The 23827-nt window shown below is 62.5% G+C and carries 23 protein-coding genes and 1 tRNA gene; 8 read left to right on the top strand and 16 right to left on the bottom strand.

Features of this window, described 5'->3' with window-relative positions:
* Window positions 1-92 precede the first annotated feature (92 nt).
* Window positions 93-707 (bottom strand): hypothetical protein, encoded by a 615-nt coding sequence (locus NKJ80_RS23200; RefSeq protein WP_352498373.1) that lies wholly within the window; start codon window positions 705-707, stop codon window positions 93-95.
* Window positions 708-1003: 296 nt separating this feature from the next.
* Here NKJ80_RS23200 and NKJ80_RS23195 point away from each other — a divergent pair, with 296 nt between their 5' ends.
* Window positions 1004-1285 (top strand): helix-turn-helix domain-containing protein, encoded by a 282-nt coding sequence (locus NKJ80_RS23195; RefSeq protein WP_023689492.1) that lies wholly within the window; start codon window positions 1004-1006, stop codon window positions 1283-1285.
* Window positions 1286-1362: 77 nt separating this feature from the next.
* Here NKJ80_RS23195 and NKJ80_RS23190 read toward each other — a convergent pair whose 3' ends face one another.
* A complete protein-coding gene (locus NKJ80_RS23190) occupies window positions 1363-1815 on the bottom strand; it encodes a cupin domain-containing protein (protein ID WP_023730864.1) in 453 nt (150 codons plus the stop codon).
* Between the two features lie 244 nt (window positions 1816-2059).
* Between NKJ80_RS23190 and NKJ80_RS23185 the strand changes: the two genes are divergently transcribed.
* Complete coding sequence (locus NKJ80_RS23185; RefSeq protein ID WP_352498372.1) at window positions 2060-2521, top strand: YbaK/EbsC family protein; 462 nt, start codon at window positions 2060-2062, stop codon at window positions 2519-2521.
* A 51-nt stretch (window positions 2522-2572) separates the two neighbouring features.
* On the opposite strand, the gene NKJ80_RS23180 is transcribed toward NKJ80_RS23185, so the two are convergent.
* Window positions 2573-2649: transfer RNA gene (locus NKJ80_RS23180), tRNA-Pro, on the bottom strand.
* A 143-nt stretch (window positions 2650-2792) separates the two neighbouring features.
* Here NKJ80_RS23180 and NKJ80_RS23175 point away from each other — a divergent pair.
* Window positions 2793-3761 carry a glycosyltransferase family 8 protein gene (locus tag NKJ80_RS23175; protein ID WP_352498371.1) on the top strand — a complete coding sequence of 323 codons (969 nt, stop codon included), beginning with the start codon at window positions 2793-2795 and terminating at the stop codon, window positions 3759-3761.
* A gap of 23 nt (window positions 3762-3784) precedes the next feature.
* The gene (locus NKJ80_RS23170; protein ID WP_352498370.1) at window positions 3785-4792 is read left to right on the top strand and encodes a glycosyltransferase family 8 protein; all 1008 of its coding nucleotides are present in this window, start codon (window positions 3785-3787) and stop codon (window positions 4790-4792) included.
* A gap of 108 nt (window positions 4793-4900) precedes the next feature.
* Here NKJ80_RS23170 and NKJ80_RS23165 read toward each other — a convergent pair whose 3' ends face one another.
* From NKJ80_RS23165 to NKJ80_RS23145, 5 genes are all read right to left on the bottom strand, one after another.
* Entirely contained in the window at window positions 4901-5590 is a 690-nt protein-coding gene (locus NKJ80_RS23165) for an FkbM family methyltransferase (RefSeq protein WP_352498395.1), read from the bottom strand.
* A 217-nt stretch (window positions 5591-5807) separates the two neighbouring features.
* On the bottom strand, window positions 5808-7052 hold the full coding sequence (locus NKJ80_RS23160) for an O-antigen ligase family protein (protein ID WP_352498369.1): 1245 nt from the start codon (window positions 7050-7052) through the stop codon (window positions 5808-5810).
* Complete coding sequence (locus NKJ80_RS23155) at window positions 7049-8584, bottom strand: undecaprenyl-phosphate glucose phosphotransferase (protein WP_352498368.1); 1536 nt, start codon at window positions 8582-8584, stop codon at window positions 7049-7051. Before NKJ80_RS23155 ends, NKJ80_RS23160 begins: the two co-directional genes overlap by 4 nt.
* Window positions 8585-8669: 85 nt before the next feature.
* Window positions 8670-9800, bottom strand: a complete 1131-nt coding sequence (locus NKJ80_RS23150) for a glycosyltransferase (protein WP_352498367.1) — start codon at window positions 9798-9800, stop codon at window positions 8670-8672.
* Window positions 9801-9807: 7 nt separating this feature from the next.
* On the bottom strand, window positions 9808-10371 hold the full coding sequence (locus NKJ80_RS23145) for a polysaccharide biosynthesis/export family protein (protein WP_023669390.1): 564 nt from the start codon (window positions 10369-10371) through the stop codon (window positions 9808-9810).
* Between the two features lie 264 nt (window positions 10372-10635).
* Here NKJ80_RS23145 and NKJ80_RS23140 point away from each other — a divergent pair, with 264 nt between their 5' ends.
* On the top strand, window positions 10636-12861 hold the full coding sequence (locus NKJ80_RS23140) for a GumC family protein (RefSeq protein WP_352498366.1): 2226 nt from the start codon (window positions 10636-10638) through the stop codon (window positions 12859-12861).
* A gap of 98 nt (window positions 12862-12959) precedes the next feature.
* On the opposite strand, the gene NKJ80_RS23135 is transcribed toward NKJ80_RS23140, so the two are convergent.
* From NKJ80_RS23135 to NKJ80_RS23110, 6 genes are all read right to left on the bottom strand, one after another.
* On the bottom strand, window positions 12960-13796 hold the full coding sequence (locus NKJ80_RS23135; protein WP_352498365.1) for a GNAT family N-acetyltransferase: 837 nt from the start codon (window positions 13794-13796) through the stop codon (window positions 12960-12962).
* Between the two features lie 5 nt (window positions 13797-13801).
* A complete protein-coding gene (locus NKJ80_RS23130) occupies window positions 13802-14548 on the bottom strand; it encodes an aspartate/glutamate racemase family protein (RefSeq protein WP_352498394.1) in 747 nt (248 codons plus the stop codon).
* A 2-nt stretch (window positions 14549-14550) separates the two neighbouring features.
* Window positions 14551-15369: an ABC transporter permease gene (locus NKJ80_RS23125; protein ID WP_352498364.1), complete on the bottom strand. Its 819-nt coding sequence runs from the start codon at window positions 15367-15369 to the stop codon at window positions 14551-14553.
* A 1-nt stretch (window position 15370) separates the two neighbouring features.
* Complete coding sequence (locus NKJ80_RS23120; protein WP_023693286.1) at window positions 15371-16282, bottom strand: ABC transporter permease; 912 nt, start codon at window positions 16280-16282, stop codon at window positions 15371-15373.
* 237 nt (window positions 16283-16519) lie between these two features.
* On the bottom strand, window positions 16520-17809 hold the full coding sequence (locus NKJ80_RS23115; RefSeq protein ID WP_023715413.1) for an ABC transporter substrate-binding protein: 1290 nt from the start codon (window positions 17807-17809) through the stop codon (window positions 16520-16522).
* Window positions 17810-17843: 34 nt separating this feature from the next.
* Window positions 17844-18944, bottom strand: coding sequence for an ABC transporter ATP-binding protein (locus NKJ80_RS23110; protein WP_352498363.1), 1101 nt, complete (start codon window positions 18942-18944; stop codon window positions 17844-17846).
* Window positions 18945-19208: 264 nt separating this feature from the next.
* Between NKJ80_RS23110 and NKJ80_RS23105 the strand changes: the two genes are divergently transcribed.
* Window positions 19209-19919 (top strand): GntR family transcriptional regulator, encoded by a 711-nt coding sequence (locus tag NKJ80_RS23105; protein WP_352498362.1) that lies wholly within the window; start codon window positions 19209-19211, stop codon window positions 19917-19919.
* A gap of 3 nt (window positions 19920-19922) precedes the next feature.
* On the opposite strand, the gene NKJ80_RS23100 is transcribed toward NKJ80_RS23105, so the two are convergent.
* Window positions 19923-21152 (bottom strand): GNAT family N-acetyltransferase, encoded by a 1230-nt coding sequence (locus NKJ80_RS23100; RefSeq protein WP_352498361.1) that lies wholly within the window; start codon window positions 21150-21152, stop codon window positions 19923-19925.
* Between the two features lie 91 nt (window positions 21153-21243).
* On the opposite strand from NKJ80_RS23100, the gene NKJ80_RS23095 reads away from it, so the two are divergent.
* On the top strand, window positions 21244-22302 hold the full coding sequence (locus tag NKJ80_RS23095; RefSeq protein WP_352498360.1) for a polysaccharide deacetylase family protein: 1059 nt from the start codon (window positions 21244-21246) through the stop codon (window positions 22300-22302).
* A gap of 15 nt (window positions 22303-22317) precedes the next feature.
* On the opposite strand, the gene NKJ80_RS23090 is transcribed toward NKJ80_RS23095, so the two are convergent.
* On the bottom strand, window positions 22318-22533 hold the full coding sequence (locus NKJ80_RS23090; RefSeq protein WP_023669401.1) for a DUF2842 domain-containing protein: 216 nt from the start codon (window positions 22531-22533) through the stop codon (window positions 22318-22320).
* 150 nt (window positions 22534-22683) lie between these two features.
* On the opposite strand from NKJ80_RS23090, the gene NKJ80_RS23085 reads away from it, so the two are divergent.
* A complete protein-coding gene (locus NKJ80_RS23085) occupies window positions 22684-23808 on the top strand; it encodes a COX15/CtaA family protein (protein ID WP_352498359.1) in 1125 nt (374 codons plus the stop codon).
* The last annotated feature ends 19 nt before the right edge of the window (window positions 23809-23827 follow it).

Here is a 23827-nt window from a genome sequence, read left to right as displayed (position 1 = left end):
GCAGTCATGACTATCGCCTCCGAACTTTTCGACAGTTTTTCCGGACTGTAGAATTTTGTTTCTGGATTGTGTCTGGCGGCTTCGTCGGCAACTTACATCGGCGGAATGACGCCGTTTATGCCGACAACGACCCGGCCCGCGGTCAGCTTGCCGTCACTGCCGCGCTCGGCGTTGACGAACACCACAGCGCCAGGCTTGAGGTCGGCGGGCGTCGCCGGCGCGAAGGTCACCACCGGCGTCGTCTGCGGGATCGCGATCTGCTTTTTCTGGCCATTGTCGTAGGTCAGCGTCACCGTGCGACCTGCAATCTCGGTGACATCGGCGACCGTGCCGTTGGTCATCCGGCTGTTGGGCTCGAGATCCCACGGGCGGTCGCCTTCGCCGGCGCCCTTCAGCGCGGCCGGGAAGATCACCACCTCGAGCGCGCCGCTGCCGCCATCGGCCTTCGAAACAGAGGCAATGCCGAGGAAATCGCCTTGCTTGATATCCCCGGCATCCGCCTTGGCGACGCCGGAAATCTTCCACCCTTCAGCCAGCGCGATGGCGTCGGTAGCGCCTTCGCGGGTCTTCACCGTCAGCGTCGCTCCGGCAAAGGCGGTCACCGTGCCGCGAATGCGCACGGCCTCGGCGGCCTGCGCCGCGACCATGCTCGCGCCAGCGAGGCCTGAAATCGTGGCGAGCACGATGGCTGATGTCTTGAATGTCATGGATCTGATCCTCTTGGGAAAAGCTGGCCCGATGCGGCTGCCAGCAACATCAGGCTAACGCGCGAGCGGCGCAAAACCGCTGAACACTTCGGCGTTCGGCCCTTCAAAAGAACTTGATTGGGAGATCGGGGCGGAGATCCTATATGTGCCCTGGCGCCTGCGGTTTTGACGCCGGTTCACGATGCTGTGACGGTCGGTTTGGGCCTTGGCAAATCGCCGTCAAGCGGGCATTGTCCCGGCTCTCAGGCAACACCCTATCATTTGATCCAAAACTCTTTAGCCCCATGGAGTTGCCAATGCCCCAAACTGCAAAACACGAACCCTTCTCCAGGCTGGCGGCCGACGTTGCGCTCGAGCACCCCGGCCTCAAAGCCATCCGGGAGACAAAGGGATACAGTATTGAAGAGCTTTCCCTGACCTGCGGTCTGTCGACCAGCGAGATTGCCGACATAGAGAGCGGCAAGGACACCGATCCGACGAAACTTCGCCGGATCGCCGCAGCATTGCAATTGCCGGAAACGGCCCTGATCGATGCCCCGGCGCCCACGGCGCCTGTGGAAAACCGGTCCGTTTCATAAACAACGGCCAAGCGTCGTTCAACAAGCCCGCCATGGTTTGCCCTGGCGGGCTTGTTGCATTCGCCCAACGGCGAATGTCACTTCTTGCTCGGATCGTCCGCCGGGTTGACGTAGGTGATCGCGAACGGCCCCTCGCCATGAACCTGGACGATCGTAGCGCTTGTCGTCCAGGCGTAATGGTTCATTCCCTGTGGGGCTACGCCGAAGCCGCCGGCGGTCAGTTCGATGCCCTTGGTCTCGTCGAGCTTGTCGCCCATGCCGATATGAAAATTGCCGGAAATCACCGTCACATATTCCGAGGTGGGATGGTTGTGCGCGGCAATCCTGTAGCCGGCCGGCAGCTTCAACCGCAGCACGTAGATGCCATCCTTCGAGGGGTCCCCGGCGATGACAGCCATGTCCGCGCCGGCGGGCAAGACAGCAGGAGCAGGGCCCCATTTGATGGCGTCCGCGTTTATCGGCATGTCGTCGGCAAGCAGCGGCGCCGTCCCGATAAGCAGCAGCGCCAGAGCCGAGGCGAGCTTGAGCATGATGATCTCTCCGGTTGGTCGTGGGAGCACAGCATCAGCGCCGGCCCTGATCCATTGCGACCTACCAATGCAGCAGCCCGAACACATCTCCCGCACGGGGGATGCGCCTTGTGTTGCTGACATGCGGCGCGACCCGCCCGGCCTGGTACCGCTGCAGCCGTCGAGGGGCGGGGAGGTTGCCGCCGACCGAGCGTGAAGCTATCCAGTGTGAACGCTAACCGTTTTCGAATGGGACAATGCCGAGATGAGCCTTGAATCTGTGCGCGCCTTCCTGGCTGCCCATGCGCCCGATGTCGAAGTGCTCGTCACCGAAGCGAGTTCCGCGACGGTGGCGCTGGCGGCTGAGGCGCATGGCGTGGAGCCGGCGCAGATCGCCAAGACCATCTGCCTGCGCGTCGGCGGTGAGACCATGCTGATCGTGGCCGGCGGCATGTCGAGGCTCGACAACCGCAAGTTCAAGGACCGTTTCGGCGGCAAGCCGCGCATGCTTGACGCCGACGAGGTTGTCGCGATTACCAGCCATCCCGTCGGCGGCGTCTGCCCATTCGGCCTGCCGGCGCCGCTGCCAATCTATTGCGACGTCTCGCTGCGCGCCTTCGATGAAGTCGTGCCCGCGGCCGGCGCCACCAACGCCGCTGTAAGGCTCAGCCCGCAGCGCATGGCACAGATTGTCGGCGCCGAATGGGTTGATGTGTGCCAAGGATGAATGTTGGTGATTTGAGAAGCAGGACCTTTGGGGGCATGTCCTGTCTAAAAATGGTCGGAGTGGCCGGATTCGAACCGACGACCCCTTGACCCCCAGTCAAGTGCGCTACCGGGCTGCGCTACACTCCGGACCGCGCAAAGCCATATATTTTCAAGGGGTATGGTGCAAGCGCTAAAACGGCGCGCCGGGCCTGAAAGTCGCCAGCATTCGGCCTTGTCGCCGCAACGCCAAGGCGATATGGCTCGCGCAGTATCGATACGAAGGATTGCGCGTGGCAAATTCCTGTTTTTTTCTGGCGGCCGACGCCAATTATTTTCCGTATGCATGCTTGGCGGCGCGCAGAATTCTGGATGTTTCGGGAGACGCAACGCCAGGCTTCATCCTGCATGTCGGCGCACGTGATGCCGATATGCGTGTTGCTGAACGCCTGCTGAAGAACCGTCTTCGCATAATGGACGTTTCGGGGCTGTTTGCGGAGGCTGGCCATACTTTCCGGCCAAGCAATGTCGGCACTTTTGTTCGGCTTTTCGCCGACCAACTGCCTCAGTTCGCGGACTATGACCGCATCGCCCATGTCGATTGCGATGTTCTGTTCAATCGAGATATCGCGAATCTCGTGGGCCAGACACTTCATGCTCCGTTGTTGGCCGCTCACGACGATTACATGTATTTCCGCCCGGGCTATCGGAACAAACTGTCGATGCAGCCGGGGGCCCCTTATTTCAACGCCGGCATCATCGTCTTCAACATGCCGCCGGTGCGTCAACAGGGACTTTTGCACCGCGCGAGAGATGTTGCCGTTGCTGGGCAAATGAACGATCAGAACGCGCTGAACATCGTCTTCGAGGGCAAGTGGCAGACGATGCACCCGAACTGGAATTTGATGTCCAACGATACGAAGGAGTTTCGGTTCGCCCAAGCCTATGCGCGGCATTTCGCCGGCGGCAAGCCATGGGGGAGCCAGGTCGATGTGGAGCCTGAGGCGCTTGCCGTCTGGCGCGATCTGGCAAGGGATACGCCGTGGCTTGAGCCCTTCCGGCAGCGTATTCCCTTCGAGCGGGGCGTCATGAGGCGGTTCGCCCGCAGGTTCGACGGTATCATGGGGATGTTGCCGAACAAGGACCGGTATCGGCGGCGCGCACGGTACGACGGCAGCAAGGTGCATAAGATATATGCCGAGCATGCTGACGCCGGGGCGATGGCTGTGCAGTTTCCGGAAGTACTCGGTGGTTTCGCCTGAGACCCGCAACGGAGCTCTCGTGAATGGGTCAGGCAACAGGTTGTAGCATGCCGCAAAAATCGTGTTTCTTTTTCGCCACCGACCAGAGGTATTTCCCGTATGCCAGCCTGGCGGCGCGCCGCGTGCTGGATGTGTCGGACCACCTCGACGGCTTTATTTTGCACACCGGTGTCATCTCCAACGAAGACCGAGCTATCGGAGAGCGTCTGCTCGGTGGGAAGATCCGCATCCTGGATGTCACGAAATTCATGAAAGCGACAAACTTCAACCGCGGAACGCACCCAACCCTTGCGACCTACATCAGGCTGTTTGCCGATCAATTGCCGGAGTTCGAACCATATGACCGCATCGCCTATTCCGACGCCGATGTGCTTTTCAACAGATCGATAGAAGACCTCTGCAACGTCCCGCTCAACGCTCCGCTGCTGGCCGCACACGATGAGCAGACCTATTTCGACGTAAAGTATCGACAGCATTTACCGATGCAGCCAGGCGCGCCGAAGTTCAATGCCGGCGTGCTGGTGTTCAACATGCCACTGGTCAGGCAGGAGGGGCTTCTGGAGCGTACCCGGCAGTTGGCCTCCGAGCAGGTTTACGGGATGGATCAAGGTGCATTGAACGTGGCTTTCGAGGGCAGGTGGCAGACGATGCACCCGTTCTGGAACGTGATGACCAACTACACCAGCCAGATTTCTTTCAGCCGCTGCTACGCCCGCCACTTCGCCTGGGGCAAGCCCTGGGACCGTCCGCCGATCGGTGTCGAGGTCGGCGCCATGGCGATCTATCGTGATCTGGCGAAAGGCACGCCCTGGGCCGGCCGTTTCAACAGCAACTGGCCGATCAAGAGAGGCATATTGAAAAACCTCGGCCGCAAGTTCGACGCCATCAGCGGGATTTTGCTGAACGACGAGAAGCGCAAGCGACGGGCGCGGTTCGACGCCGAAAAGGTCAGCGCCATCTTTGCCAGCCATGCGGACAATTCGATGTTGGCCGTGCAATACCCCGAACGGGTAGCTGGCATAGCCAGATAGAACTTGACGCTCCGCCGGGCGCGGTTCCTCCCGCCAATCTTCCTCGATAAGTCTATTGCCTCGCTGGTTGATGCCCTCCGGCTAGCACGCTCAAGGCCGAGCCGATACTTAGCTCCAATCCAGATTGATGTTGCGGATGCCTTCCTGCGCGATCCGGCCCCGCAGCTTGCCGATCCGGTCGGCCAGGTCTGGCGAGAACCGTTCATGTGTCTCGACCAGGATTTGTCCAATCAAACGGTGAATGCTGGCGTCCAGCATGGCTTCGATGCATTCCGCTTCGGCCCCTTCTATGTCCATCTTGACGATGGCGATCGGCTCATGGAGACCTTGCAGGAACTGCACCAGGTCAACCACCTCAACTTCAAAGCTTTTCCCGTTCGTGTGTTCGTGTGTCTGGATCAGGGACGACGATTCGGTCCTGCGGAGATCGCTGACGTCCGGCCTCTGATGGAATGTGGCCGCTCGCGCTGATCCACCAACAGCCTTCGGAATGATCGTCACCCGGTCGTTGTTGCCAAACCTTTTCGTCAAAATCTGGCGAGCAACAGGGTCAGGCTCGAAAGCAATCACCCGCATCCCATAGGCTAGTACATGTCCCGTGACGTCGCCAATATTGGCGCCGAGATCGATGAACAGACTATCGGCGGGAAGCTTTTTCATAAGCTGATGGAAGTCGTATTCGGCCTGCCGCACACGCCGCGGGGGCCTGTGCCATCGGCGATACGCGTACCAGCGCAGCATGAATTCGAAATAGCTTTCCCTCAGCATAACCACGCCCGTCAGATTAGTGGCGCCCACCAACCCGGAATATTATCCAGCCCGGCAAGCACGCCAACTCAATTGGAATTTTGTCAGTCGCGTTTAGCGACGTTTTCCCACCATCACAACATAAATGCGCCGCCGGCAACCGTGCTCAATTCGACCAGGGTTGGAGCAAGCAGATCAAAGCCTGCGAGGGCCTGCACAACCCCGGTATTGGCGTGCGCGGCTGTTCCTGTCCTTTAGGATTACTCGGCTACCTCGGTTGCGCCACCGCCCGCAACCCGCGCTGATGCCTGTATTCCAGCGCGATCGCGCCCCAGATTAGGCCGAGCAGCAGGTAGACATGGCGCCAGTGGTCGATGTCGATGAAGGTGCCGAGCCCGATATTGCCGATGAAAGCGACGTAGGCGCAGAGCAGATAGGGCTGCCACGGCCGGTCGCGCAAAAGGATGCGGAAGCCGGCCGCGATCGTCCACAGCGTCAGCGACAGGAACGAGACGAAGCCGAGCCAGCCATAATCCATCAGCGTCTTCAGCCAGATGTCGTGCGTGTCTTCGCCGAAAATGGTGCCGAACACCAGCGGGCCGATGCCGAGCGGATGTTCGAGCGCCATCTCGAAGCCGATCGTGTAGCGGGCAAAGCGGCCAAGGCGCGCCGTGTCGTAGCTCTGTTCGAGCTGGGCGCGGCTGGAAAACATCTCGCCGACGCCGGGCAGCTGCAGGATGACGATCATGGCGACCACCAGCAGGGTGACGGCGGCAATGCTCATGATGATGACGCGCAGCCGGAACTTGCCGCTGTTGCTTTGCAGGAACAGGGCGCCGGTGAGCAGGATGGCCGAGACGGCGAACATGCCCCAGGCGCCGCGCGAGAACGAAAAGAAGATGCCCGCGGTGATGATCAGCAGCGGCACCGCCAGAAGCGGCATGCGCGCGATTGAGCCGGTCAACAGCAGATAGAGCAGATAGATGCCGGGCAGCACCAGGAACGGCCCGAACACGTTCGGATCCTGGAAGGCGCCCTGGGCGCGGTCGTATCTGGTGAAGATTTCAGCGCCCGGGAAAGCGTGGAAATAGCCGGCAATGCCGAGCAGCGAGGTCACCACCGCGGAGACAACATAGGCGATGAAGATCAGCCGGTAGAGGCCGGGCTGCACCGCCGTCACCGACGAGAAGAACACCGCGGTGAACGCGAGAAACAGCGAGACCGCGAGATAGAGCGGTGTGTTGGCGAGATCGGCCATCTGAGTCATTGCAATCATGCCGCCGATGTTCATCGTGATCAGCAGCACCAGCAGCGGCACGGCCGCGCGAGATATGCGCAGGCCAAACAGCCCCCACACCCCGATCAGCCCGACCATGAAAAGATCGTAAGGCGCCGGCTCGTCGATGACGAAGCCTGACAGGAAGACGCCGAAAAACACCGCGCCCGACGATATCAGCGCGATCAGCTTGGCATTGACCGCAGCCTGCGACAAATCATGGGAAATCGCGCTCAATAGGCGTTTTCCGTGTTGAGCAGCCGCAGCGGCGTCATGAGCAGGATGCGCAGATCGAACAGCATCGACCAGTTCTCGATGTAATAGAGGTCATATTCCGTGCGCATGCGGATCTTCTCATTGGTGTCCATCTCGCCGCGCCAGCCATTGATCTGCGCCCAGCCGGTAACGCCGGGCTTGACCTTGTGGCGGGCGAAATAGCCGTCGACCACCTCATTGTAGAGAAGGTTGTGCGACTGCGCGGCAATCGCATGCGGGCGCGGGCCAACCAGTGACAGCGTGCCGAACAGCGAGTTGAAGAACTGCGGCAGCTCGTCGATCGAGCTCTTGCGGATGAAGCGGCCGACGCGGGTGACGCGCGGATCGTTCTTGGTCACCGTCTGCTTGGCGGTCGGGTCGGAGCGGTCGGTATACATGGAGCGGAATTTGTAGACTTCGACGATCTCGTTGTTGAAGCCGTGCCGCTTCTGCTTGAACAGCACCGGCCCCTTGCTGTCGAGCTTGATGGCGATGGCAGTCGCCAGCATCACCGGTGAGAACAGGATGATGCCGATCAGCGAGAAGACGATGTCGAAGGCGCGCTTGGCGACCGAATCCCAGTCGTTGATCGGCCTGTCGAAGATATCGAGCATCGGCACCGAGCCGATGTAGGAATAGGCGCGCGGGCGAAACTGCAAAGCGTTCGAATGCGCCGAGAGCCGGATGTCGACCGGCAGCACCCAGAGCTTCTTCAGCAGCTGCAGCACGCGCGTTTCGGCAGTCAGCGGCAGCGACACGATCAGCATGTCGATGCGCGCGATGCGAGCGAATTCCATCAGCTCCGAAATGGTGCCGAGCTTGGGATAGCCGGCCACGATCGGCGGCGAGCGCTTGTCGCCGCGGTCATCGAAGATGCCGCAGATGCGGATGTCGTTGTCTGGCTGCTTCTCGACCGAGCGGATCAGCATCTCGGCCGCCTTGCCGCCGCCGACGATGACGGCGCGGCGTTCCATGCGGCCGTTGCGCGCCCAGCGCCGGATCAGCTTCGACATCACCAGCCTGAGGCCGAACAGCAGAAGCAGGCCGACGACAAACCAGGTGCCGAACAGCAGACGCGAATAATCCTCCGACATTTTCATGATGAAAGCCGTCAGCGCCATCAGCGCGAAGGTGCCGGCCCAGACCATCAGTACGCGGCCGAGATTGGAGATCGGTCGCATCAAGGCGGAGATCTGGTAGCAATCGCTGACGTCGAGCAGCACCACGGCCACGAATGACGCCGCGGCAATGGTCAGCGGATATTGCCAGGCGAGATAGTTGAAGAAGCCGACAAAGTGGAAGTAGAGCGCGAGCCCCGACAGGAACAGCAAGCCGAATTCGACGATGCGCAATACGCCGCTGACCATGACGGGCGACATCGTATCGCGACGGTATTGCGAGGCGACCTGGCGGGCAACACTGTTCATGCCGCTGGGCGTGGGGCTCTCGGCAGGACTGTCGAATTTGCGCACCGCATCGGCCGAAAAGCGGCGCGTGGGGTCGGTCTCGTTCATCGGGTTTCCCACAAGCTTCCGCGATGACGATAGCAGAAAGAGAGCTAAAAAAACCTTGAGACAACTTGTGGTTTTGGAGGGTCGTCTATCTGTTGAGCGCGGCGAAATAGGCCTTTTCGATTTCGGCGGCCATCACATCGGCGCCGAATCGCGCCTTGAGGCTGGCGGTATCGGGCATGACGCGCCGGTATGCGTCGAGATCGCGCAGCGCTTCACCCATCTTGTCGCCGAGTTGGCGCGGATCGGGACGGATCAGGGCAGGGGATCCCTCACCGAAGATTTCGGGAATGCCGCCGACGGCCGTGGCGATCATCGGCCTGCCGGCCGCTAGCGTCTCCAGAACGATATAGGGCATGGCTTCCGCGCGGGAGGGGACGACGACCAGATCGGCCAGCGAAAATGCCTCCCTGGCTGGCATAGGCGGCAAGAAGCGGACCTGTTTTTCGAGGCCCAGCCGTTTCACCTGCGCATGGTAGCGCGGCAGGTCGTCGCCATCGCCGACCATGACCGCGGTCAAGCGGCGCTCAAGCTGGGACCCGGCCAGCACCAGCGCCTCGATGAAAATGTCAGGCCCTTTGAGGTCGCGCATCATGCCGATGTAGAGCAGGTCGGCCGCGTCGGGCTGTGCGACCACCGGTTCGAACTCGGCGGCGCGCAGGCCGTTATAGACCAGCGTGTTCGGGATAGGCGGTTCGCCGACCTTCCTGCGATAGGTGCGCCGCTCATAGTCGGAGACGAACAGCAGGCAGTCGGTGAAGCGCGCCATGAAGCGCTCGAGCGCGAAGAACAGCTTCCCGGTCGTCGTCGTTTCATCATAGTGGAGGGAGCCGCCATGCGGCGAATAGAGGCGGGCTACGCGAGACCTAGATACCCGCAACAATGAGCCGAACAGACGGGCATAGGCGCCACCTTTGGCGCCATGTCCGTGCAACACGTCCGGCTGCAATTCCTTGATGATCCTGTAAGTGCGCCAGGCCGAGGCGAAGTCGCCCGGCCCGACATGGCGCTGCATCGGCGTGCGATGGATGCCGAGCGCCAGGCTGTCCTTCATCTGGTCGAACAGGCGTTCCTCGTATTCGCCGCCGGTGGTCGAATCGCAGACGATGCCGACAACATGTCCGGCGGCGAGCTGGGCCTCCGTCAGGTCGCGCACATGCCGGAAGATCCCGCCGACGGGTGAGCGAAAGCAGTGGACGATCCTGAGCTGGTCCGCCACGTTGATGTCAGAACAGGCGTTCGCGAACGTAGACCGTGTCGCCCGGCAGCAGCGGATCGGAGGTAACCACCCGGCCTGTCATCACCTTGCCGTTGATGTCGCGGGTGATGTCGACGCTTTCCTGGTTGGCGCGCGGCGAGAAACCGCCGGCAATCGCGATGGCCTTCTGCACGGTGAGGCCCGGCACGTAGGAATACTGGCCGGCGGCACCCACTTCGCCCATGACGAAGATCGGCCGGTAGCGATCGATCTCGACCGACACGTCGGGGTCGCGCAGATAGCCTTGGCGCAGTTTGTCGGCGAGCGCTTTTTCCAGCTGCTGGGCCGTGTGGCCACGCGCCGGCACCGCGCCGACCAGCGGGAAGGACATGTAGCCGGACTGATCGACACTGTAGGTGTTGGTCAGACCGTCCTGTTCGAACACGGTGACGCGGACACGGTCGCCGGCGCCGAGCCGATAGGGCTGGTCGAGTACCTCGTGGAAGGCCGCCGGCGTCGGCCGGTAGCTGGAGCAGCCGGCGAGCATCGACACGGCCAGCAGAGCGCGAAACAGACCAGCAGCGCTTTTCATGATCGGACACACACCTTCGTCGCTATGGCCGCCAGGACACGGCGGCAAACCTTAAGGATCTGGGTTCGTTATCATCCTGTTAGGGTTAATGGCCGGTAAAGGGACGCGGCCGATTTGGCGGCAATCGACAAAAAGCCGTATAGTTTTGCTGGCTTTGTTTACCGGATGTCAGCAAACCCTAACAGCTGCTTGCCGCGATCTTAACGGCTGAGTTACCATAGTTGTTTACGCTACCATCTAGCCTCATGTCCGGAGCAGGAATGCATGTCCGACCAGTCCGCGGCCGCAGATGTCGATGTCGACCTGAGACAGCTCTTCGCCAGCCTGGCGCGGAACTGGCTGCGCATTCTTGTGATCACGCTTCTCGTCACTGGTCTCGCCTTCGCGTTCGCGTGGCTTGCCACGCCGCATTATAAGGCTACGACGCAGCTGAAAATCCAGTTGAGCGAATCGGCCTATACGCGGCCTGCCGGCACCAATGAAGACGACAAACCTGTGCTCGATGCGGAAGGTGTAGCAACCGAGGTTCAGGTCATTTCCTCGTCCGACATTCTCAAGCAGGTGGCTGCCGACCTTAAGCTGGGCGACAAGTCCGAGTTCAACGATGCGCTCGGCATGTCGCCGGTCACCCGGCTCCTGGTCATTGCCGGGCTGAAGAGCGATCCGGAAGAAATTCCGCTCGAAGAGCGCGTGCTGACGAAGATGCGCGACAAGCTCAATGTTTATGGCGTGGAAAAGACCCGCGTCATCGCCGTCGAATTTTCCTCTGAAGATCCCCAGCTTGCCGCTGACATTCCGAACGCCATCGCCAAGGCCTACCTGGCCTACCAGGCGGACGCCAAGACCAAGTCGAACGCCGCCGCGACCGCCTTCCTCGGGCCGGAAATCGACGATCTGCAGAAGCAGGTCAGGGATGCAGAGGCCAAGGTCGCGGCCTTCCGCTCCGCCCAGTCGGACCTGTTGATGGCTGGCAACAATTCGGTGCTGGCGACGCAGCAATTGTCCGAGCTATCGACCGAACTGTCGCGTGTGCGCGCCAGCCGCGCTTCGGCCGAGGCAACGGCCGAAAGGGTGCGCCAGGCTTTGCAGAATGGCGGTTCGCTGGACGCTGTACCCGAAGTGCTGTCTTCCGATCTGATCCAGCGGCTGCGTGAGCGTCAGATCGAGCTCAGAACCAACATCGCCGATCTTTCCACCACCTTGCTCGACAACCATCCCCGCCTGCGGGCGATGAGGTCGCAGCTTGCCGATCTCGACGGCCAGATCCGCAACGAAGCGCAAAAAATCATGCGCGGGTTGCTGACGCAGGCGCAGACCGCCCAGGCGCGCGAAAACCAGCTGATATCGGACGTCAACAAGCTGAAAGCGGCGTCGTCGCGGGCCGGCGAGGAGCAGGTCCAGCTGGATGCGCTGCAGCGCGAGGCGAACGTCCGGCGCCAGCAGCTTGAATCCTATATGGCGAGCTTCCGCGAAGTGTCCTCGCGCAAGAATTACCTGCCGGTCGATGCCAGCGTGTTTTCCGAGGCGCGCGTGCCGTCGGAACCCTATTTCCCCAAGCTCGTGCCGATCGTCGGCGCCGCCTTAGTCGGCTCGCTGCTGCTGATGTCGGTCATCACGCTGCTGCAGGAGCTGTTTTCCGGCCGCGCCATGCGTCCGGCCCCAGGGGCCCGCTTGGACCGCATCGAACAGGTTGCGATGCCGGCAATGTCGGCGCCGGTCGTCGACCCGGAACCGGCCGCAGTCGTGGCCGAGGAGGTGGTCGATCAGCGGACGGCCATGGAGTCTGAACTGGCGCCCGAGCCGGAGCAGGAGCCGGCTCCTTCAGTGCTGGAAGGAGCAGCGGCTGCCGATCCAGAACCGCAATCCGAACCCGAGCGGGTACGCTCCAGCCTTGGCGAGATCGATGTCGAGAAGGCGGCGGAAAAGCTGATCGCCAGCGGTGCTGCGCGCGCCATCTTCGTGTCGCCCGAAGGCGATGAGGCGGCTGCATCGGCAGTGCTGGTAGCGCGCGAAGTCTCCGACGCTGGCCTGCGTGTGCTGCTGCTCGATCTCACGGCGTCAGGTGCCGCCTCGCGGCCGATGCTGGACAGCGGACTTTTCCCCGGCATCACCAATCTGCTGGCTTCGGAAGCGCAGTTCAGCGACGTCATTCACGCTGACCTCTATTCCGACTGCCATGTCGTTCCCGTCGGCACCGCCGATCCGGTTCGCGCCATGCGCGCCGCCGACCGGCTGCCGATCATCATGCAGTCGCTGACCACTGCCTATGATCTGGTCATTGTCGAATGCGGACCGGCCGATGCGCAAGGCATCAGCCGACTGGTCGGCGACAGCACTGAGGTCTTCATGTCCATGCTGCAGGCGGACGATGAGGTGGCGCAGGCCGCCGTCGAGCTGATCGAAAGCGGCTATCCCGACCTCACTCTGGTGACGCCGATCGGCCACGAGACGCCGGGTAACCCCGTGCCGGGACGACGTAGCGCCGCCTGAGACATCAGACAATTCGACTTAGGCGGCGCTACTACGGATCGGCTCGTCCATCGCCCGCCGGCTCCCGAAAAACCAAGCCTGTCAGTCGGCGCCGGGATCTACCCCAACTCCAGGGTCGTCACGCCAAATATTCGGCGCGAGTCGACCTTCGGAGGCGGGCCCTTGTACATGCGCGTGGTGGTGAAGGTCGGCCTGAAACCAATTGCTGAAAGCGCCGTGGTGAAATCGAAATTTTCGGCAGGAACGTCGATATGCAGGTCGCCACCTTCGCATGCGGCAGCCAGACTGCCCATGAGCTGCATCGCCGTCTCGGTGTCGTCGGCAAACAGCGGGCCGATCTTGTAACCCGAACGGCAGGGACGAGCCACGGCGTAGCCTATGGTGCCGAGTGAACTGATCGCGGCGAACCCGCAATGCGGCGGCTGCGCCCAGCGGTGCAGGAAGGCTCGTCGAGGCGCGGGGAAACAGCGGGCGTCATAGGCGATGATGTCGGGCACGAGTTGCGTGGTTGTCATGCGCACCCCTTCGCTTCGGACGGGCGGGGTCGCGATACGGCCGCTGAAGCGGATGGTTTCGTACGCCGAGCTGAATCCCGTGCGGCGATAATTCGCCAGCTGCGCGGCGACCCCGTCGAGGCCGACCGTTCGGCCGGCCAGCCTGGCCATGCCCGCATTCCAGACTGCTTTGCCATGGCCTTTGCCGCGCATGTCTGGTCGGCAGATGTAGAGACCGATGAAACCGAAGTTGCGGCCATAGGCGACAGCCGAGATGGCGGCGGTCATCTCGTTGTCGACAAAAGCGCCGATGAACCCTTCAGGATCGGTTGGCCGGAACGCGGCGGCATCATCAAGGCCAGGGTTCCAGCCTTCAGCCGCCGCCCAGTCGATGAGAACGGTCAGTTCCGGCGGAGACAATGCGCGGACGGTAGGCTTCATAGCGTTCACTCCGCGGCGATCACCCCCGGCGAGAAGGATTTCAGCACGCCGCGATAGGGCTTGGCCAGCGGACTGGCATAGGCGCCGCGCTTCGAGGTCGACAGGCCCAATGCGATCAGCGCCTCGGCCTGTTTGAGGGCGGCGCCGACGCCGTCGATGACGGGCAGGTCGAACTCTTGCTGCAACCGGTGTGCCAGGTCGGCCATGCCGGCGCAGCCGAGCACGATGGCCTCGGCGCGGTCTTCCGCTATGGCGCGGGCGATCTCGGCGCGCAGTTTCTCGACAGCGCCGGAAGCAGCGTCTTCAAGCGAGAGTACGGGAATGTCGGCGGCGCGCACGCGGGCACGCCCGGCCATGCCATAGCGCTGCACCAGCCCCTCGACAGGGACACGCGAGCGTTCGGTGGTCGTCACCACTGTGAAGCGCTGGGCAATGTAGGAGGCGACACTGAGTGCGGCCTCGCAGATGCCGATGACCGGAATGGAGGCCATGGCGCGTGCCGCATCCAGGCCGGTATCGTCGAAGCAGGCGATGATGGCGGCCTGAGCCCCGGCACGTTCGCCGGCGGCGATCTCCATCAAAAGGCCGGGCACGGCCAATGCCTCGTCATAATAGCCCTCGATCGAGGCCGGGCCCATCGAGGAGGTGACCGCGATCACCTCGGTCCCGGCGCCGGCAACGCCGCGCGCCGCCGCCGCGATCGTCTCGGTCATGCTCGCCGTTGTGTTGGGGTTCACCACCAGTATCTGCACAATCAAACCCTGGCCCGCCTGCGGCCAACATAGAGGATGGCGCCCAGTGTGGCCAGGATCACCAGGAAGGAGAACACGGTGGTCACCGTGCCCAGCGCGTAGAGCACCGGCGTCGTGACATTGGTGGTCATGCCGTAGATCTCGAGCGGCAGCGTGTTGAAGGTGCCCGACGTCATCAGCGTGCGGGCGAACTCGTCATAGGACAGCGTGAAGCCGAACAGGCCGACGCCGATCAGGCTCGGCGCGATCATCGGCAGCACGACATGGGCGAAGGTCTGCCAGGAGTTGGCGCCCAGGTCACGCGCGGCTTCCTCATAGGCGGGCGAGAAGCGGTTGAAGACGGCGAACATGATGAGCACGCCGAAGGGCAAGGTCCAGGTCAGGTGCGCGCCGAAGGCCGATGTGTACCAGGCTGGGCGGAAGCCGACCTGCTGGAAGACGACGCCGATGCCGAGCGAAATGATGATCGAGGGTACTACGAGGCTGGCGACCGCCAGGTAGAACAAAGCGGTGGCGCCACGAAATTTTTGCCGGAAAGCGAGCCCTGCCAGCAGCGACACGACGACGGTGACGATCATCACCATAAGGCCGAGCACGAGCGAGCGCTTGAAGCTGCCGCCGAAATCGCCGACCGCCTGGCGCTCGAACAGATTGGCGAACCAGTGCAGCGACACGCCATTGAGCGGGAAGGTGAGGCCGCCGGTCTCGCCTTGGAAAGAAAGGATCAGGATCGCCGACAGCGGGCCGTAGAGGAACAGCACGAACAGAGTGAAGAAGACCGCAAGCACATAGAACTCGAAGGTGCGTTTTTCGTGGCTCACCTCAAAGCTCCTTGCGGATGTCGACGATGCGCAGGATGCCCGCGACCATCAACAGTACCAACACCAGCAACACTACGGCATTGGCGGCGGCTGCGGGATACTGCAGCAGCGACATCTGGTTCTTCATCATCAGTGCGACCGACGCGCTCTGGCCGCCCGACATCACCTGCACAGTGGAGAAATCGGCCATCACCAGCGTGACGACGAAGATGGTGCCGATCGCCATGCCGGGCTTGGCCAGCGGGATGACGACGTTCCACAAGACCTGCCAGCCGGACGCGCCGGCATCGCGCGCGGCCTCGACCAGCGAGCGGTCGATGCGCATCAACGTGTTGAAGATCGGCGTTACCATGAACAGCGTGTAGAGATGCACCATGGCCAGCACCACGGCGAATTCCGAATAGAGCAGCCATTCGATGGGTTTTGGCACCAGCCCCAATTGCACCAGCGTCGAGTTGATCAACCCGTTGCGGCCAAGCACCGGGATCCACGAGATCATGCGGATGATGTTGGAGGTCAGGAACGGCACCGTGCAGACAAGGAACAGCACCATCTGCATGGCGGTGGTGCGGATATGGAAGGCGAGGAAATAGGCGACCCAGAAGCCGATGAACAAGGTCAGAGCCCAGACGATGGCAGCGAATTTGATGGTGTTGAGATAGGTCTTCCAGGTGACCCATGATCCCAGCACGTCGGAATAGTTCGTCGTCAGGAAATCCGGATACATGGCGGCGAAGTCGTAGTCCCAGAAGGAGACGACGGCGATCATGATGATTGGCAAGAGCAGGAACGCACCGAGGATGAGCGCCAGCGGCGCCGATTGGAGGTAGGGCGTGACGGCACTGATGGAGAAGCGCCGGCGTCTGGCGGGCTTGGCTGCTGCGATGGCGGGGCGTTCGAGCGCGACTGTCATTGGGAAAATCCTCCGCGTGATCGCGATGACTTGCGATCCTTCGCGCCCCCCTCTGTCCTGCCGGACATCTCCCCCACGAGGGGGGAGATCGAACTCTCATAACGGCCTTCGCCAAACTCCAACGTTGCTAACGAAGAGCCGGCCATGACGCTGCCAATCTCCCCCCAAGTGGGGGAGATGTCCGGCAGGACAGAGGGGGGCGCGAAGGATCGCAACATCACAGTGAACGCGTCCGCTCTACGCCGCGATGAACTCGTTCCAGCGCTTCACCATGTAGCGGTCCTCGTCCATGACCGAGTTCCAGCAGGCGACCTTGCCCATGCGCTCTTCGAACGAGCCGCCGTCGCGCACGGCGCCGGCCTTTTCCATGACGGTGCCGTCCGGCGCCTTGATCTCGCCCTTGGCCGGCTTGCCTTCGATCCAGTAGCCCCATTCGTCGTCGGACATGAACTTCTTGGCCGAGACCATATTGGCGGAATAGTAGCCCTGGCGGTTGAGATAGCCGCCGACCCAGCCCGACGTATACCAGTTGATGTATTCGTAGGCCGCGTCGAGTTCGGCGCCCTTGAGATGGGCGGCAAGGCCAAGGCCGCCGCCCCATGAGCGATAGCCCTCCTTGAGCGGCTGGAAGCGGCAGGCGATGCCTTTGGAGCGCACGGCAGCGACGGCCGGCGACCACATAGACTGGATGACCACTTCGCCCGATGCCATCAGGTTGACGCTCTCGTCGAACGACTTCCAGAAGGCGCGGAACTGGCCGGCCTGCTTGGCCTTGATGAGGAAGTCGATCGTCTTGTCGATCTCTTCCTTGGTCATGTTGCCCTTGTCGGCATATTTGATGCTGCCTGTGGCCTCCATGATCATGGCCGCATCCATGATACCGATGGACGGGATGTTAAGGATCGCGGTCTTGCCCTTGAAGGCCGGGTCCATGATGTCGGCCCAGGTGGTGATGTCGCGGCCGACGAGGTCGGGCCGGATGCCTAGCGTATCGGCGTTGTAGATCGTCGGCACCATGGTGAACCACTTGGTCGGCGCCTTGGCGAAGGTCTTTGAGTCCTGCGCTTCGACATAGCCGACCGTGTGCGGCGCGGTGCCCTGGGCAATGATGCTGTCGGGCGTCAGCTTGCCGGTTTTGAACAACGGCACCAGCTCGTCGTAATATTTCAGCTTGCTGACATCCATCGGCTGCAGCACGCCGCTCGGGAACACCTTCTTGCAGATCCAGTATTCGATGTCGGCGATGTCATAGCTGTCGGGCTGGGTCACGGCGCGCTGGGCGGCCGCGTCCGAATCGGTCGCCGTCATTTCCAGCGTGATGCCGAGGTCGGCCTTGCACTTGTCGGCGATCGCGTTCAGGTTCGACACGCCGGTGCCGAACTGGCGCAGCGTGATGTTGGACTGCGCCCAGATGGTCGGGAAGCCTGTAATGGCGCCCGAGCCTGCGGCGAGGCCGACGGCGGCCGCACCTGTCTTGAGCAACGAACGGCGCGAAATTCCGGTCTTTGTTTCTACTGTTTTTGTCATTCCTATTCCCCTGTTTTGTTTTGCTTCGTTGAATTCATGAATGAAGGCGGCCGAGGACGATGGCGTCCTCGGAATCCCAGGCGAGCGGTACGGCGTCGCCAAGGGCGACGGGTTTGGCGAAGAAGTCGGAATCGTCGATGATAACGGTGAAATCGTCGATGCCGCCGCCGGTGACCGACAGCTTCACCGTGGCGCCGCGATATTCGATGTTGGAGACGATGCCGGTGAAGCCGAGGCCGGGAGAGGGTGCTTCGCCGATGCGCACATGGTCGGTGCGGATGGCAATGTCGATCGGCGTGCCCACCTCCTGGCCCGCCTCCCGGCCTTGCCGGCGGGCGGCGAGCGAGGCGCCACTATTGACGTCGAAGACGACCATGCCGCCACGCTCGCCGGTGACCCGGCCGGAGATGACATTGTGGTCGCCCATGAAGCGCGCGACAAAGGCCGTGGCCGGCCGCTCGAATACATCGCGCGGCGGTGCCGCCTGTTCGATGCGGCCGTCATTCATCACCACGATCAGGTCCGCCAAGGCCATGGCCTCTTCCTGGCTGTGGGTGACGTGGACGAAAGTGATGCCAAGCGAGGTCTGCAATTTCTTCAGCTCGGCGCGCATGCGTATCTTCAGGAACGGGTCGAGTGCCGACAGCGGCTCGTCGAGCAGCAGCGCCTCGGGATCGGTGATCAGAGCGCGGGCGAGTGCAACACGCTGCTGCTGGCCGCCGGAAAGCTGCGCCGGCCGGCGCGTCGCATAGGCCTCCATCTGCATCAGCTTGAGCATGTCGAGCGCCTTGGCACGGCGCTGCTCCTTGTCTACGCCCTTCATCTTCAGGCTGAAGGCGACATTGTCGACAAGGTCGAGATGCGGAAACAGCGCATAGGACTGGAACATCATCGCCGTGCCACGCTTTGCCGGCGGCAGGTCGGTGACGACAATGTTGCCGAGGCGGACATCGCCCGACGAAATGCTTTCGTGGCCGGCGATCATGCGCAGCGTCGAGGTCTTGCCGCAGCCGGAGGGGCCAAGCAGGCAGCAATAGGTGCCTGCCGGTATTTTCAGGCTGATGGCCTCGACGGCAGTCGTCGTTCCGTACACTTTCGAAACGGAGACGATGTCGATCTCGGCGGCTTTGGACATTCAGGCTTCCCCGTTTGGTCGCATTAACCAATGCATTATGCGTGCCAATCGGCGGCAATCGGCCCAAGCGTTTGAATCGACAGCAAAATCGGGGTTCTTGCCCACTGCCTAGCCGGTAGGCTATCTTGTGCATTGCACAAATTATGGGCGATTGTGCGCGATCTGCACAAGAATCGTATGCAATCTTTTTTGGCTTCGTGTCCACTTTGCCTCTCGTGCGCAGGCGACGAGTTGCGCTAGAAGAGGCTGGGAACCATCATCGCCATGAACATTGCCGATCAGATCCATTCCGCCGACAGCGCCAACCAGGATCGCGCCCAGGCGATTCGCGACAATCTGCGGGACGCCATCGTCGACCGTCGGCTGACGCCCGGCACCAAGCTGTCGGAAGGCGAGGTCGGCACGCTGTTCGACGTCTCGCGCACCGTCGCGCGCGCGGCGCTGCAGATGCTGTCCTTCGAGGGGCTGGTGCGTACCGAGCGCAACCGTGGCGCCTTCGTCGCCAACCCTTCGCCCGAGGAAGCGCGCCAGGTGTTCGCATCGCGCCGGCTGATCGAGCCGGGCATCGCCATTGCCGCCTGCGGGCGGGTCACAGCCACCGATATCGCTGCGTTCCGAGCGCAGCTCGACGAGGAAGGGCGCTTCATCGCCGAGCGCGGCCCAACCGCCCGGCGCTCCGAAATCAAGGCGTCGGGCGATTTCCATCTGCTGCTCGCCTCCGTCGCCGGCAATGCCATCCTGCAGCGCTTCATGGAGGAGCTGGTGGCGCGTTCGTCGCTGGTGATCGCCCTTTACGGACGATCCGGCGTGTCGGCCTGCGGGCACAATGAGCACACGGAAATGGTCGGCGCGCTGGAGAGCGGTGATTGCGGGTTGGTGAGCCGGCTGATGCTGCACCATATCGACCACATCGAGGCGGATCTCGACCTGCGGGTCAGGGCCGGCCCGGCGCTCCGCGAAGCGCTGAATTTCTGAACGCTAGTTTTCGTCGTCCGTGGGAGCGGGCGCTGCCTGTCCGGCGGCCTTGCGGCGCAGCATCTTGGTCAGCTTCCAGACCGTCGGGTTGTTCTTGATGAAGGCTTTCGCCCGTGCGCCCTGCCGCAGCGCCGACGCCAGGGCGCGTCCCTTCAGCGTCAGGGGCGCCAGCACCTCGAAATGCTGGGTCTCGATATCGCACCAGAGCCGCTTGTAGGGCTCGTCGCCGACCGAGAAATCATAGACATCGAAGCCTGTTTGGCAGGCTTCCTCGATGATGTCGAAGAAAAGGAAATCGCCGGGGCTGGTGTGGCCGAGATCGTCCTCAGCGATGGCGCCGAATTCGCAGATCAGGCGTTTGCCCGAGCGGCTCGAGCCGGTAATTGCGCGCAGCTTGCCGGCCACTTCGAGCCCATGCAGCACAAAGGCCGGTTTCTCCTCGGCCAGCGCGCCGGCGAAGAGGGCACGGAAGAAAGCCTGCACCTCCGGCTCGCCGAAGACATTGGCGATGCCCATCTTGGCGAAGCGGAACTCCTTCATCTCGAAGAAAGCGTCGAGCAGCCGGTTCACGTCTTCGGGTGTCTGCGCCTCGATGCGGCGATGAACGCCGACCGCCTCGAATTTGCGTGTCTGCGAACGGTGCTTCTTGCGCTTGCGCTTGCCGCCCACACGCGACAGCAGCGCATCGAAACCACCGTCGAGATTGACGGCGAGCGACAGGTTTGGGCTCGGAAAGTTGGAGAACGCCACCAGCGGATTGGCAACGCCATCGAGGTCGGGCAGAAGCCTTTCCAAGGCAACGAGATCGATGTCGGGACGCGCCTTGCCGATCGCCGTCACCAGCCTGCGGATCCCCCCCGCATCTGCCTTTGCCAGCCATGCCGGATCGGCGGCGGCGAAATTGCCGTTGGCATGGCGCCCGCCCATGAAGCGGGCGACGCGGAATGGACCAGTTCGCGTGATTTCCAGTGCCAGTGCAAAGACCGGCCTGTCCTCGATTGTCAGCGTGGCAATGACGGCATCGGGATTAGCCTGCGCCGTCCAGGCACGAACCCAGTCCGCGCTTTGCGCCGGCGCAAACAGCGCCGAACGGCAGAATTCGCCGTAAGAGGCGAGCGCGGCAGCATCTGCGATCGACACCGACAGACTGGTCTGGTCGGCAGCCGGCGTGCGCGCAGACGCCTTGCTTGCCGCGAGCCGATTGCCGTCAAATGACGCGGTGGCGTCAACCATACCTCAATCCTTAAGGCGTATTCGTCGCGATCAGGAGTTCGCGTCGGCGCGTTCCGTGCTTGGATCGAGCCTAGGCGCAAAAGGTGAATGAATGATCGACGGTGGTGAGGCAGTTCGGAAACTGGCGCTTAATATCGCCCGCTTTACCGGCCTTGCACCGCTGGCCAAGCCGTTTGTCGGCGGCATTGGCGCCATCCTCATGTTGCATCGGGTCACCGCCACGCCGGAGAAGCCGGACGGCGTTAACCGCCACCTCAACATCGCCCCGCGATTCCTCGACGCTCTCGTCGCCGACATGAAGTCGAGGGGCTATGCCTTCGTCACCCTCGACGAGGCGATCGAGCGCATCAAGGCCGGCGGCAAGGACGGCCAGTTCGCCACCATCACCGCCGACGACGCCTATCGCGACAACATGACCGAAGCGCTGCCAGTGCTCGAAAAGCACGACGCGCCGATCACCATCTATGTCGCGCCGGGTCTGATCGACGGCAGCGCCGATTTATGGTGGGACGTGGTCGAGGATATCGTCAACGCGCGGGAGCGTTTGACGCTGGCGACGCCGAAGGGGCCGGTGACCATAGACTGCTCGACCCACAGCAAGAAACTCCACGCCAATGCGCGTCTGCATGCCTATCTGACGCTCGAGGTGCGCGAGGAGGATCAGCGCGCCGTGCTGCGCGATCTGGGGCACTCGAACGGCATCGACCTCGATGGCTTGCGCCCAAGCACGCTGATGACTTGGGACGATATCCGCGCCGTGGCCGGGCACAGGCTGGTGACGATCGGCGCGCATACGGTCAACCACCGCAACCTGAAGCGGCTCGACGAAGCCGATGCGCGCCATGAAATCGTCGACGTCAGGCGCCAGCTGCAGGCGCAGCTCGGCGAAGACCCACGTCATCTTGCTTACCCCTATGGTTACGCCAGCGCTGTCGGCTGCCGCGAAGTGGGCTTTGCCCGCGACGCCGGCTACGCCTCGGCGGTGACCACTCGCCACGGCGTGCTGCACGCCGAGCACGCCGGCTTCCTGCACGCGCTGCCGCGCATTTCGATCAACGGCCGCTACCAGCGTGTCGCCCATATCCGCACCATGTTGTCGGGCTTAACGACGCCGCTGGCCAATGCCGGCAAAATGGTGGTCACCATCTAACCTGGGGCGGGCTCTTCAGCCTTTCGGCGGCGGCTCCAGGATCAGCCATTTGATGATGCCCATCGCAGGCAGCACCCAGAACAGGCCGCTGAACAGGAAGAACAGGAAGTGCACCAGCGGGCTGGATTGCGACAGCTGCGCGACCGCTATGATCGACGCGACCAGCGCATAGATGATGACCAGCGCCACCAACAGGAAAGTTCCGATCAGCTTTTTCAGGCGGATGGGCATGAGCGTTCTCGTTGATCGCCTCCGCTTAGGCCCAACCGCGCGCCTGTGCAACCCGGGAGATGCGGCGCGACGGCGTGCCGCGCCGTCCGGTCTTGTCAGCCGGGTTGCGATGGTTCACCAATCCGCCACGTCAACCTGCCGGGACCAACCATGGCCGCCATATCAGCCGCCGCGCCTTACATTGACCGCGATCGCGACTTGAAAAATCGGGCGCTGGTGCGCGGCTGTCTGTATGTCGTGCTTCTGGTGCTGTTTGCGCTGGTGCTGGTCGGCGGCGCCACCAGGCTCACCAATTCCGGCCTGTCGATCACCGAGTGGAAGCCGATCCACGGTGTGATACCGCCGCTCAATGACGCGGAGTGGCAGGAGGAATTCCAGCTTTATCAAAAGATTCCGCAATATGCCGAGCTCAACAAGGGCATGAGCCTGGACGCCTTCAAATCGATCTTCTGGTGGGAATGGGCGCACCGCATCCTGGCGCGCAGTGTCGGCCTGGTCTTCGGCCTGCCGTTGCTGGTCTTGTGGGCGACGCGCCGCATCGAGCGCGGCCTTGGGCCAAAGCTGGTCGGTATTCTGCTGCTTGGTGGCCTGCAAGGCGCCATCGGCTGGTGGATGGTGGCCTCCGGCCTGGTCGACCGCGTCTCCGTCAGCCAGTACCGGCTGGCGACGCATTTGACGCTTGCCGCCCTGATCTTCACTGCCACCATGGTGGTCGCGCGCGGGCTGGCGCCGCATTCGGAGCCTGCCGCCGGCCGGTCGACGCAAAGACTGGCCGGTTTCATCGTGCTGCTGGCGCTGGTCCAGATCTATCTCGGCGGGCTGGTCGCAGGGCTCGACGCCGGCCTGAGCTACAACACCTGGCCGCTGATGGACGGCAAGATCATCCCCGGCGAGCTGCTGCTGCTCGAACCGGCCTGGCGCAATTTCTTCGAGAACCCGAAGACGGTGCAGTTCGTCCACCGGCTCGGCGCCTATACGGTCTTTGCCATCGCGCTCTGGCATATGATAGCGACGCGCCGGCGGCTGCCGGGCACGACACACGCACGCCGCGCAACGCTGCTGTTTCTGCTGGTGCTGGTGCAGGCCTCGATCGGCATCGGCACGCTGCTGATGCAGGTGCCGCTGCACATGGCGCTGACCCATCAGGCCTTCGCGCTGGTCCTGCTGGGATTTGCCGCCGCCCACTGGCGCGGCAACAAGGGCGCCTATCCACTGCCAACGCGGCCGCCCATGAACGCAGGTACATCGTCTACGGTGTCTTGGCCGTCGCAATAATCTATTTCGCGAACGAACT

Source organism: Mesorhizobium sp. M0030 (genome assembly GCF_040323695.1).
Lineage (GTDB): Bacteria > Pseudomonadota > Alphaproteobacteria > Rhizobiales > Rhizobiaceae > Mesorhizobium.
The sequence above is the reverse complement of the archived record's forward strand: the minus strand, read 5'-3'. Positions and strand labels throughout refer to the sequence as shown.